General features: G+C 60.2%; 13 protein-coding genes. 12 read left to right on the forward strand and 1 reads right to left on the reverse strand.

The window, feature by feature from the left end; all coding sequences use genetic code 11:
* The first annotated feature begins 90 nt into the window (after positions 1 to 90).
* The 12 genes from gcvH (at position 91) to dgoD (ending at position 11848) form a co-directional block, all read left to right on the forward strand.
* Complete coding sequence (gene gcvH / locus H7C19_RS21965; protein WP_185671214.1) at positions 91 to 486, forward strand: glycine cleavage system protein GcvH; 396 nt, start codon at positions 91 to 93, stop codon at positions 484 to 486.
* 819 nt (positions 487 to 1305) lie between these two features.
* Positions 1306 to 1830 (forward strand): RNA polymerase sigma factor, encoded by a 525-nt coding sequence (locus H7C19_RS21970; protein WP_185671215.1) that lies wholly within the window; start codon positions 1306 to 1308, stop codon positions 1828 to 1830.
* A complete protein-coding gene (locus tag H7C19_RS21975) occupies positions 1827 to 2972 on the forward strand; it encodes a hypothetical protein (RefSeq protein ID WP_185671216.1) in 1146 nt (381 codons plus the stop codon). The genes H7C19_RS21970 and H7C19_RS21975 overlap by 4 nt, the downstream gene beginning before the upstream one ends.
* 208 nt (positions 2973 to 3180) lie before the next feature.
* Positions 3181 to 4149, forward strand: a complete 969-nt coding sequence (locus H7C19_RS21980) for a stalk domain-containing protein (protein WP_185671217.1) — start codon at positions 3181 to 3183, stop codon at positions 4147 to 4149.
* A 307-nt stretch (positions 4150 to 4456) separates the two neighbouring features.
* A complete protein-coding gene (locus H7C19_RS21985) occupies positions 4457 to 5821 on the forward strand; it encodes an LLM class flavin-dependent oxidoreductase (RefSeq protein ID WP_185671218.1) in 1365 nt (454 codons plus the stop codon).
* An 81-nt stretch (positions 5822 to 5902) separates the two neighbouring features.
* Positions 5903 to 6928 (forward strand): LLM class flavin-dependent oxidoreductase, encoded by a 1026-nt coding sequence (locus tag H7C19_RS21990; RefSeq protein ID WP_185671219.1) that lies wholly within the window; start codon positions 5903 to 5905, stop codon positions 6926 to 6928.
* Between the two features lie 18 nt (positions 6929 to 6946).
* Entirely contained in the window at positions 6947 to 8110 is a 1164-nt protein-coding gene (locus tag H7C19_RS21995; RefSeq protein WP_185671220.1) for an iron-containing alcohol dehydrogenase, read from the forward strand.
* A 154-nt stretch (positions 8111 to 8264) separates the two neighbouring features.
* Complete coding sequence (locus tag H7C19_RS22000) at positions 8265 to 8588, forward strand: ArsR/SmtB family transcription factor (RefSeq protein ID WP_221469394.1); 324 nt, start codon at positions 8265 to 8267, stop codon at positions 8586 to 8588.
* Positions 8581 to 9066, forward strand: a complete 486-nt coding sequence (locus H7C19_RS22005; RefSeq protein ID WP_185671222.1) for an SRPBCC family protein — start codon at positions 8581 to 8583, stop codon at positions 9064 to 9066. The genes H7C19_RS22000 and H7C19_RS22005 overlap by 8 nt, the downstream gene beginning before the upstream one ends.
* Before the next feature lie 18 nt (positions 9067 to 9084).
* Positions 9085 to 9726: an FMN-dependent NADH-azoreductase gene (locus H7C19_RS22010; protein ID WP_185671223.1), complete on the forward strand. Its 642-nt coding sequence runs from the start codon at positions 9085 to 9087 to the stop codon at positions 9724 to 9726.
* Between the two features lie 237 nt (positions 9727 to 9963).
* The gene (locus tag H7C19_RS22015) at positions 9964 to 10638 is read left to right on the forward strand and encodes a FadR/GntR family transcriptional regulator (protein ID WP_185671224.1); all 675 of its coding nucleotides are present in this window, start codon (positions 9964 to 9966) and stop codon (positions 10636 to 10638) included.
* 61 nt (positions 10639 to 10699) lie between these two features.
* Positions 10700 to 11848: a galactonate dehydratase gene (gene dgoD, locus H7C19_RS22020; RefSeq protein WP_185671225.1), complete on the forward strand. Its 1149-nt coding sequence runs from the start codon at positions 10700 to 10702 to the stop codon at positions 11846 to 11848.
* Between the two features lie 29 nt (positions 11849 to 11877).
* Here dgoD and H7C19_RS34400 read toward each other — a convergent pair.
* Positions 11878 to 12062: hypothetical protein (locus H7C19_RS34400; RefSeq protein ID WP_221469395.1), on the reverse strand; the 185-nt coding region annotated here is incomplete at its 5' end.

The raw sequence follows: 12062 nt of genomic DNA on the forward strand, positions 1-12062 counted from the left end.
GCATCGGGAGGAGCGGAAACCGAGGATGGATCCGGAAGCGCGCTGTAGCCGGGGGAATCCCCCTGAATCAACCCAAACGGAGGATGGCCAATGAGCGAGATTCGAGAGGAACTGCGTTATTCCGAGGAACATGAGTGGGCTTCGCCGCCCGCAGCGCAAGGGAGGGTCGTCCGCATCGGCATTACGGACCATGCCCAGAGCCAGCTGGGCGACATCGTCTTCGTCGAGCTGCCGTCCGTCGGCGCGGCGGTCTATGCGGGAGAGAGCATCGGCGCGATCGAGTCGGTCAAGACGGTCTCCGAGCTGTACAGCCCGGTCACCGGCAAGGTCGTGCGGGTGAATGACGGCTTGCTCGATCACCCCGAACGGGTGAACGAATCGCCCTACGAAGAGGGCTGGATCGCGGAAGTCGAACTCGACGCGGAGGCGGACGAGGCGCTGGGGGGACTGCTCACCGCTCAGCAGTACGGAGAATTGACGAAGTAGCGCCGGGCTCGAATTGCCATGCCGGAGCGCATAACCGCAGCAGCTGTCCCGAAGGTCGATTCCGACCCGGGGACAGCTGCTTTTTCATTTGTCATACGGCATTTATAAGTTTCACGCCTCTCCATTTCTGTATGACCGCCGATAGAAACGTGTCGGCGCCTGGGGAAGCGTCAGAGCCGTTTTACTTGTAGGGGCGGCTTCATCGGCCGTACAAGATAGGGGTAAACTTATCCTTTCCGACTAACTTCGGGAAGCAATAACTTGCAAAAGTACAACTTTTTTTGCCCATTTTGGCGTTAGGAAGGAAAAAACTTGTAAACATACAACTTATTTGGGCCAAAATCACCGAACGAGCGAAAAGGGGCCGAATAAGTGGTACGTTTGCAACTATTTCTTGTTTGGGCGACGTTAGCGGCGAAAAAAGTGGTACATTTACAACTTTTTCTGTCTGCTGCCTGCTGCCGGCAGTTTTTTGGTCATACGCGCCTAGACGTATCAGGACAGAAAGTATAAGTTTCACGCTACTTTGCTGATAAGTCTCCGATAAAAACGTGTCGCCGCTTGGCAAGACGGCAAAGCCGGTTTTACTTGGCCATACAGAGTGTATAAGTTTCACGCCTATCCATTTCTGTCAGACCGCCGATAAAAACGTGTTACCCTCTTCCGAGAAGACGGCAAAGCCGGTTTTACTTGGCCATACGGGTTACACGCTTATTCATTTGTGTATGACCGTCCGAAAGGAATGAACGCCGACCGTGAACCTATCGTAAAGTTATGACAATAGGATAGACGAATGGCCATTCAGAAAGGAGCAGCCCATTGGAAATCGAAGAGCTAAGCGATCTTGTCCGTCTGCATGGCAAAGCGCTATACGGATTTTGCTACAAGCTGGCGGGAAACAAGGCGGATACGGACGATCTCTATCAGGAAACGTTCCTCAAAGCCATGGAGCTGCGGTATCAAATGGACGCGAATCGAAATCCGAAGGGGTTCCTGATCTCCATTGCCATCCGCTTGCGCCAAAACAGCCGCCGGAAATTCGCCTGGAGACGGAGAATTGCGCCCGCGGCCGCGTTCGACGAAGCTGCGGACAAGGCGCTCTGGACGAACGGAGTAGGGGCGCCGGAGCACGCGGTGCTGTCCAACGAGCTGCGCGGCACGATCCAAGCCGCCGCGGACAGCTTGAATGAAAAGTTGAAGATCCCTCTCTATATGCACTACACCGCGGAGATGTCTATCGAAGAGATCGCATCGGCTTTGCGCATTCCGCCGGGTACGGTCAAAAGCAGGCTTCACAAAGCACGGAACACGATGAAAACCATATTGGAGGCGGATTCGCGATGAGCGATCATGAGAAGTGGGACGGGCTGTTCAGGCAGGCGCTTGCTTCGGCGGCGGAGCCCGACGAGCAATTGAACCAAAGCATCCTGAACCGATTCAAGGAAAGAAAGGCCGGGAAGCGCGTCTATCGAAAGCGGCTGTCCGCGGCGGCGTTGGTTGCCCTACTCGCCCTCGTCATGTCCGTAACCGCTTTTGCGGCCGCGAAGCTATATAGCGCCCAACAGGTGGCCGAGCATCTGGGAGAGCGAAGTCTGGCCAAGGCGTTCGACAGCGCCGACGCCGTCTCGATTAACCAGTCTATCGTTTCCGGGGGTTACAACTTTACCTTGCACGGGATCGTCTCGGGAGCGGGACTTAAAGAACTGGAAGGCTCGGCGAACGATATTAATCCCGATAGGACGTATGCCGTCGTATCCGTCGCGAGACAAGACGGCAACCCCATGCCGGGTACGAGCGACACTGAATACGGCAAAGAACCGTTCTTCATCTCGCCGCTCATCAAAGGTCTCAAGCCGTGGCAGGTCAACATCGTCACGATGAACGGCGGCTACAGCGAGACGGTCTTGGACGGCGTGATGTACAGACTGATCGAATGCGACGGCGTGGAGATGTTCGCCGACAGAGGGGTGTATCTTGCGATCAGCAGCGGCGACCGATTCTTTAACAAGGCCGCGTTCGATTACGACGAGCGCACGGGCGTCGTAACGCCCAGAGCGGACTACGACGGCGTCTCGCTGCTGTTCGATCTGCCGCTGGACCAAGCCAAGGCGGACCCCGCCAAGGCAGAGGCTTACCTGCAACAGCTCTTGAAAGAGCCGTCATCCGGCGCCGCTGCCGTTCCGGCCGCCTCTAATGACGCCGAAGCGAATTTGGCTAACCAGATCGAAGACTTGAGGGAAAAAATCCCGTACGGCCAGGTCATCCCCGAATCGGTCCAAGAAGTGACCTATGACGACAAGGGCAGCATCCGTTACGATTATGACGGTTGGAGCGCGACGTTGGCCGTCGACCAGCTGTTCGCGGAAGGCCAGACCGGCGATACGGATGCGGTCCAATTCAGCGGGGACGGGAAGAAGTTCAAGGCACTCGTATTTTCCAGGGATGACAAGGGCGTCATCACCGGCAGAGTTATCGAATTGAAATAGGATCCTTCCCGGCAAAAGCGATGCTGCTTTTGCCGGTTTTTTTGATGGCCGGCAGGCCGCAGCTGTCATGGGCTCCGGGAGCTGTGCAAGATGGGGGGACAATGCTCTCCAATAGAAGGACATCTTCTGCGGAAAACGCCGGAATCTGTCAACTTCTTCCGCTCCGCGAGCGTCTATATAGACAAGAACGCTAAGGGAGGAATCCGTCATGAACCGCAAACACCCGCTTAGGAAGGCGTGGAGCTTGATCTTGATCGGTTGTCTCTGCCTGGGCTCGGCCGCTTCGGCGGAGGGGGCGACCGGCGAAGGGGCGACGGTCGCGGAGCCTGCGTCCAGCGTGGCGCGCGATTATGAACTGAGCGTCAGCGTGAACGGTAAGACGATTCCGCCGGCGCATGCCGCGTATCTCCGATCGGACGGCACCCCGTACGTGTCCGTGCGGACGATCTCGGAAGCGCTCGGCATGAAGGTCGCCTGGAACGGGCCGAAGCGCTTGGCCGTCGTGACGACGTCGAACGGACAGACGTTCTCTTTCCCGCTGTACCGGGAGTACTTCTGGTTCAACGGGCAAAGATTCGAGCTGAAGTACGGTACGGAGACGGAGCAAGACGGCGACGGTCCGGGGTTCTACGTCATGGTGCCGGCTGGCGCCGTGGGAAGCTTGTTCGGCGCGGATGTCCAGTGGGACCCGCAGACGAAGCAATTGGACGTGAATAAGCCGGACGGGAACGTTCCTGCCGATCGGAAGTCCGCATTCCGACGGGAATGGGACGTGTGGAGCCCGGAGCCGGGCGATACGCTGCAGTTGGCGCAAGCGCTGTTCGCGAACGTGAAGCTCGACGGCGGCAAGCTGACCGTGACCGTACCCAAGGGCCGAACGGACGGCGTCTCGTTCCTCTACTTCCAGGGCGCCAAGGAGACGACGCTTGCCCCGGGGAAGAAGTACGCCTACGCCACAGGCGTGAAGAACGCCGGCGTCTATGCGTACAGAACCGAAGCGGGCGGCGCGATAGAGGAAGAATACTGGATCTGGCTGGACCCGGGAAGCCCGAATTTGGCGTATGGCATTTACGGCAACCAAGGCCTGTCCGTTCTGATTCAAGACATCCGCAGCAAAGTCGTCTCGCTGGATCGAATGAAGCAGGTCATCGCGGAGATCGGCAAGGCGCGGGACTGAGGACGGGACACCCTCCGCCCGAGGAGTTGAAGGGTCCGGCGTCGCCATTTTCGCCGTTGACGCTCCCTTGCGCGAGTGGTAAAGTAAAAGAAATAATTCCAACCGAATAACTCGGATAAATATCCGCGCCGATTGGACCGCCAAAGGCACCCTCTTTCGATCATACGGAAGAGAGGTGTCTTTATTTACGTTTCAGAAAGTAGAAGCTGCACACCTACTTAGCTGATACGTCTCCGATAAAAACATGTCGCCGCTTGAGAAGGCGGCAAAGCCGTTTTTACTTGATGGATTGGGGAGGAAGGATCTCATGACCAAGCATCCTGCGCGCGAGCGCCAAATCAAGCTGTCCGCCTATCTCGTCGGCACGGGCATGCACGTCGCCTCGTGGCGGACGCCGCAAGCGCTCGCGGGCGCCAGCATCGACATCGACTTCTACCGGCGTCTGGCTCAGACCGCCGAGCGCGGCAAATTCGACATCGCCTTCATCGCGGACAGTCTCGCCATCAACGAAGCGTCGCATCCGAACATTCTGAACCGGTACGAGCCGATCACGCTCATCGCCGCCCTCGCGTCCGCGACCTCCAAGATCGGGGTCGTCGCCACCGCCTCGACGTCCTACATCGAACCGTTTAACATGGCGCGCCTCATCATGTCCGTGGATCATATCAGCAAAGGCCGGGCCGGCTGGAACATCGTGACGACGCGGGACTTGTCCGGCAATACCGCGCGCAACTTCGGCGGCTCCGACCATTACGAGCACGAGTTCCGCTACAAGCGGGCGGAGGAGTTCATCGACGTCGTGCGCGGGCTGTGGGATTCGTGGGAGCCGGACGCTTTCGTGCGCGACAAGGCGTCGGGCGTATTTTTCGACCGGACCAAGCTGCACCGGCTGAACCATCAAGGGGAGTTCTTCTCCGTTGAGGGACCGCTCAATATCGGGCCGTCCCCGCAAGGCCATCCCGTCCTCGTGCAGGCGGGCACGTCCGGGCCCGGGCAGCAGTTCTCCGCGCGGGTGGCGGAGATCGCCTTCTCGATCAAGTACAGTAAGGGAGACGCTCAAGCCTACTACCGAGAGTTCAAGGAGAAGGTCGCGTCGTTCGGACGTTCGCCGGACGACGTCTATATCCTCCAAGGCATCTCCCCGGTCATCGGGGCTACGGAGACCGAAGCGCGGGAGAAGCTGGCGTATCTCGAGTCGCTTATCACGGAGGAGACGGGAATCGGCTTCCTCCGCGACTACTTCAAGGGCGCGGACTTCACGGGGCTGACGCTCGAATCCCGTGCCGGCGAAGCCGGGCTGGGCGAGCTGGATCTGGCAAAATCCGACTACAAGAAACATCAAGCCGTTATTTCCCGGGAAAATCCGACTCTGCGCCAAGTCTACTCTCTGCTCACCGGCTCGTTCAGCGGGGACCATCTCGTCGGCACGCCGGAGAAGATCGCGGACACGCTGGAGGAATGGTTCCGGGACCGCGCGGCGGACGGATTCATGCTGATGGCGCCGCAGCTGCCGGACGGCCTAGACGACTTCGTCGATCGGGTCGTCCCGATCCTGCAGGCGCGCGGGCTGTTCCGCACGGAGTACGAAGGCGCGACGCTGCGGGAGCACTTTAACCTGCCTTTGCCGCCTAGCCGCTACGCGAGAGTGACGAGCGGAAGCGCGCAGTCCTGAGGGAGCATATCCCGCAACCGCGCGCCGCGCCCCAAAATGGAATCGTACGGATCGGAATCGTATAATAGAGGAGGTCGCTCCATGGCGATCAAATTAAGCATCCTGGATCAATCGGTCATTAGTCCCGGGGAGAGCGGCGCTGCCGCGCTCCGGCATACGATCGCGCTTGCCCGACTGGCGGAGCGGTGGGGCTATCACCGCTTCTGGGTGTCGGAGCACCACGATTCGAACCTGGTGGCGGGCTCCTCCCCGGAGGTGCTCATCTCGCACCTGCTCGCCTTGACGGAGCGCATTCGCATCGGCTCCGGCGGCGTCATGCTCCAGCATTACAGCCCCTACAAGGTCGCGGAGAACTTCAACGTCCTGGCGTCGCTGGCCCCGGGCCGCGTCGATCTCGGCATCGGCCGGACCCCGGGCGGACTGCCGCTGTCGATCAAGGCGCTCCAGAAGGGGCAATCCGAAGCGCAGCCGCTGCCCGACAAGATCGGCGAGCTGCGGCAGTTCCTCCACGATCGCGTCGAGGCCGAGAGCCCGTTCGCCGGATTGGCGGCCAGCCCGGTGCCCGACCGCCCGGCGGCGCTCTATCTGCTCGGGGCGAGCGTCTCCAGCGCGGAGACCGCGGCGAGCCTCGGGCTGCCTTATGTCTTCGCGCAGTTCATCAACGGGGACCCGCAGGAGGCGGAGGCGGCCTTCCGGGCTTACCGCGAAGGCTTCCGGGCGAGCTTGACGGCGGAGGCGCCGGAGCCGATCCTCTCGCTGCCGGTCATCGTGGCGGACACCGAGGAGGAGGCGCAGCGGCTGGCCGACGACTACAAGGTCGTCCGGATCCGGCTCGAGAGCGGCAGGACGATTACGGTAGGCAGCGTCGCGCACGCGGAGGAGTACGGCCGCCAAGCGGACGAACCCTATCGGATCGAGGTGGAACAGGCGTATGTCGTTCGGGGGACGAAGGAATCGGTATTCGGGCAGCTGTCGGCATTGGCGGAGCGGTACGGCGTACAGGAGATTGTCGTGATCGCCTCGGTGAAGGACGCCGCCAAGCGGCTGCGCTCCTTCGAGCTGTTGAAGGAGGCTTTCGCGGAAGCGGCGGTGGTATACGAATCATAGACAGGAGGCTAAGCATCCATGAATAACTTTGAATTGTACAACCCGACGAAGCTCGTCTTCGGCAAAGGAACGGTAGGGCGTCTCGGCGAGCTCGTGAAACCCTTCGGCACGCGCGTCCTGCTCGTCTACGGGGGAGGCAGCATCAAGCGGACGGGCTTGTATGACCAGGTGCTGTCGCAGCTGTCCGGCATCGGCGTAACGGTGCGCGAGCTGTCCGGCATCGAGCCGAATCCGAGATTGAGCTCGGTACATAAAGGCGTCGAGATCTGCCGCAAGGAGAACATCGACTTCATCCTGCCGGTCGGCGGCGGCAGCGTCATCGACGCGGCCAAAGCGATCGCGGCCGGGGCGAAGTACGACGGCGACGCTTGGGACTTCTGCACCGGCAAGGCCCAGATCGAAGACGCGCTGCCGCTCGGCACGGTGCTGACGCTGGCGGCGACGGGCTCGGAGATGAACGGCAACGCGGTCATCTCGAACTGGGAAGAGAAGCTGAAGCGTGGCCTCGGGAGCAAGCTGGTCTATCCGAAGTTCTCCATCCTCGATCCGGAGCTGACCTTCACCGTGCCGCGCGATCAGACGGTCAACGGCATCGTGGACATCATGTCGCACGTGTTCGAGCAGTATTTCTCCAGGACGACGGATATCCCGCTGCAGGAGCGGTTCGCGGAGTCGGTGCTGCAGACGGTCATCGAGAACGGGGAAAAAGCGATCGAGAACGGCTCCGACTACGAAGCCCGCGCGAATCTGTTGCTCTCCGGCACCTACGCGCTGAACGGCACGCTGCCGAACGGCGTCGTGACGGACTGGGCGACCCACGGCATCGAGCACGAAGTGAGCGCGATCTACGACATTCCGCATGGCGCGGGACTCGCGATCATCTTCCCGAACTGGATGAAGTACGTCTACCAAGAGCGCGTGGAGCGCTTCGTGCAGTACGCGGTCCGCGTCTGGAACGTCGATCCGGCGGGCAAGAGCGACGACGAGATCGCGCTCGCGGGCATCCAGGCGACGCGGGACTACTTCACGCGGATCGGCGCGCCGGCGACGCTCGGCGAGCTGAACATCGGCGGCGATCAGCTGGACCGGATGGCCGAAGAGGCGGTCCGTTACGGCGCGATCGGCTCGTTCAAGAAGCTGGAGAAAGCGGACGTGAAGCGGATCTTGGAGCTTAGCTTGTAATAAAGGTGTGCGCGAAAGAGCCGGTACGGGCAGCGGAGGACGCTGCTTGCGCCGGCTTTTTGCTGGCGGCGCTCGAGCGTAATCGTATACGTAAGAATGGGGTCCGAGATCGTTGTGCTTGACATGCAGCCAAATGGCTGCATATAATACGGATATGACCATGGACATTGTATTTAAAGCGCTAGCGGATGCAAGTCGAAGACAATTGCTCGATCAGCTCTATCAGAGAAACGGACAAACCCTCGGCGAGTTATGCGACCATCTGGACATGGCCCGCCAATCCGTCACCAAACATTTGACCATCCTGGAGGAGGCGAATCTAGTCGCGGTCGAATGGCAGGGACGGAACAAATTGCATTATCTGAACGCCGCTCCGATCAGCGACATCTACGATCGCTGGATTCGGAAGTACGATCATCACCGCATGGAGGCTTTGAGTGAATTGAAAACGAAACTGGAGAACGCCGCCGATGAATAATTCAACCTTTGCTTATGTCACCTACATCGCAACGACGCCGGAAAAGCTGTGGGAAGCGCTGACGAATGGCGATTTCACGGAAAAGTATTGGTTCGGAAGGAAAGTTCAGTCCGACTGGACGGAAGGCGCGCCCGTCACCTTCCGGATCGCGGACGGAACGGTTGCCGCGCAGGGCGTCGTCTTAGAGAGCGAACCGTATCGGCGGCTTTCTTATACGTTTCAATGGCCGGAGGACCGGACGGTTCGCGAGCGGTCGACGAAGGTGACCTTCGAGCTGCAGCCGATGGAGGCGGCCGTTAAGCTGTCGCTCAAGCACGAGGACCTGCTGCCGACGGATATCCGCAGCGAGCATGAGGGCTTTAACGGCATTAACGGCGACGGCATCAACAACGGCTGGCCGGTCATTCTCAGCGGGTTAAAGAGCTTGCTCGAGAGCGGGAAACCCCTGTCGCTGCGCACCAACCCTACTATCGAGTGAACCTAAGGAGGAGAAAGCATGGCAAAGGTACTGTATATCTCGGCTAACCCGGGAAATGAGAAAACTTCGTTCAGTTTGGCGGTCGGCCGGCGATTCCTTGACGCGTACAAGGCGATTAATCCCGAAGATGAAGTCGTCGAACTGGATTTGTACAAGATGTCCATTCCGCTGATCGACTCGGATATCGTAAGCGGATGGGAAGCTTTGCAGAGCGGCGTTCCCTTTCCTTCCTTGAACGACGCCTCGCGGCAAAAAATCGCGGCGCTTAACGAACTGACGGCGCAATTCGTCGGCGCGGACAAATATATTTTCGTATCGCCGATGTGGAACTTGAGCTTGCCGCCGATGATGAAGGCCTACATCGACACCGCCGTTGTCGCCGGCAAAACGTATCAATATACGCCGGAGGGACCGGTCGGTCTGCTTGGCGGCAAGAAAGGGATCCATATCAATGCCCGCGGACGCGTGTACGATGGCGACCTTGCGCGACTGGAGTTCGGCGACAGCTATTTGCGGACAATCATGCGCTTTATCGGCGTAGAGATGCTGGATTCGGTCGTCGTTCAGGGAACGGCGCTCGCGCCGGACCAAGCGGAGGAGATCAAGCGACAGGCCTTCCGATTGAGCGAAGACGCCGCGAAGCGATTGGCATCGGCGTAGGCCGCCGCTTCGTTCCTCTCGATTTCGCCTAGGTTGCAGTCTCTTCGCTGAAATGAAATGCAAAAGACCCATTGACCCCTTGCCGAAGGGGTCTTTTTGCGGTCTTGAGAACGGTGTGTCGACGGGGGTGTCTGCAGACTTTTTATCTGTTCCATTCTTTACAACTTCGTAGATAGATCATATTATTAAAATAAATAGATCATATCTTTACTTGTCCAAGCGAGAGGATTCGGTGTCATGAAGAAGCTGGCTCACGAAGCCGTCATCGAACGGGTGAGGCAGAAGATCGATGCCGGCGAATGGAAGCCCGGCGATCGGCTGCCGACGATGCCGAAGCTCGCGGAGGCGTTCGGCCTGAGCGTGACGGCCGTCCGCGAAGCGCTCCGCGTACTCGAGACGCAGCGCATCGTCAGCATCGAGCACGGCCGGGGCATTTTCCTGCGGCATGATCCCGCCCTGGCGGAGGATCCGGCCGGCAAGCTCCGCGAATTCACGAGCAGCTCGCTCCTGCAACTGCTGGAAGCGCGACTCGTGCTGGAGCCCGAGCTTGCGGCATTTTGCGCGGAGCGGGCGACGGTCCAGCAGGCCGGGCAGATACGCCGACTCGCGGATCGGATGGCGGAGGAGATGCGGGACGGCGGCGATCATTTCTCCACCGACGTTCTCTTCCACCAGGCGATCGCCGAAGCGGCGAACAATCCGCTGCTCGCGCAGATGCTGGAGGTCGTCTCCGATCTGTCGGCGAAGGGGCGCAGAGAGACGGACCGCTTGCCTCACATGAACGTGAAGGCTCAGCATTACCATACGCTCATCGCCATCGCCATCGAGGAGCGGCAGCCGGAGCAGGCGCGCGCGCTCATGAAGGCGCACATCCGGGACATGATCGCGGCCGTCAAGCAGGCTTGGTCCTAATCATGCGAAGCCGGCAACCCGGCAAGCAAGCCCATCCCCCTATCGAAGGAGCCATGATCCCATGAAAATCACGAAACTCGAGACGTTCGTCGTTCCCCCGCGCTGGCTGTTCATCAAGATCGAGACGGACGAAGGGATCGTCGGCTGGGGCGAACCGATCGTCGAAGGCAAGGCGCATACGGCTCAGGCCGCGGTGCTGGAGCTGGGTGACGTTCTGATCGGCCGAGATCCGCTGCGCATCGAGGATCACTGGCAGACGATGTACCGCGGCGGCTTCTACCGGGGCGGCGCGATTCTGATGAGCGCCATCGCGGGCATCGACCAGGCGCTATGGGATATCAAGGGCAAGTTCCACGGCGCTCCGATCCACGCGCTCATGGGCGGGGCCGTCCGGGATCGGATCCGCGTCTACTCGTGGATCGGAGGAGACCGCCCGGCCGAGGTGGGCCAGGCGGCGCTGGACGCCAAGCGCGCCGGGTTCGGCGCGGTGAAGATGAACGCGACCGAGGAGCTGCAGTATATCGATTCGTACGCGAAGATCGATCAGGTGCTGGAGCGGGTGGCGGCGGTCCGGGAAGCGGCGGGGCCGCACTTCGACGTCGGGATCGACTTCCACGGACGCGTCCACAAGCCGATGGCGAAGGTGCTGGCGAAGGCGCTCGAGGAGCTGCGGCCGATGTTCATCGAGGAGCCGGTGCTGCCGGAGAACAACGAGGCGCTCCGCGACATCGCGAACGCGACGACGATCCCGATCGCGACCGGGGAGCGGATGTTCTCGCGCTGGGACTTCAAGCGGCTGCTGTCGGAAGGCTACGCGGACATCATTCAGCCGGATCTGTCCCATGCCGGCGGCATCACCGAGTGCAAGAAGATCGCCGCGATGGCGGAAGCGTACGACGTGGCGCTGGCGCCGCATTGCCCGCTCGGTCCGATCGCGCTCGCCGCGTGCCTGCAGGTGGACGCGACGTGCCACAACGCCTTCATCCAGGAACAGAGCCTGGGCATCCACTACAATCAAGGCAACGATCTGCTGGATTATATTACGGATCGGACGGTGTTCGATTACGATGACGGCTACGTGGCGATCCCGCAGCGCCCGGGACTCGGCATCGAGGTGAACGAGGAGCAGGTTCGCCGGATGGCGGCGATCGGACATCAATGGAAGAATCCGCTCTGGCGCCATGCGGACGGCAGCGTCGCGGAATGGTGAGCCGGACTGCAGGGCTGTCCCCAGGCGCATTAAGGCCTAAGGGCAGCCCTGCTTTTTTGGTAATCCGCACATTCGCCGTTGCGGCGTACCGCCTGCCAAAGTAGGTAATCTACATACGCACATTCGCCGTTGCGGCGTACCGCCTGCCAAAGTAGGTAATCTACATACGCACATTCGCCGTTTCCGCATACCGCCTGCCAAAGTAGGTAGTCTA

Origin of the sequence: Cohnella nanjingensis, from assembly GCF_014212125.1 — a bacterium.
Classification (GTDB): domain Bacteria; phylum Bacillota; class Bacilli; order Paenibacillales; family Paenibacillaceae; genus Cohnella; species Cohnella nanjingensis.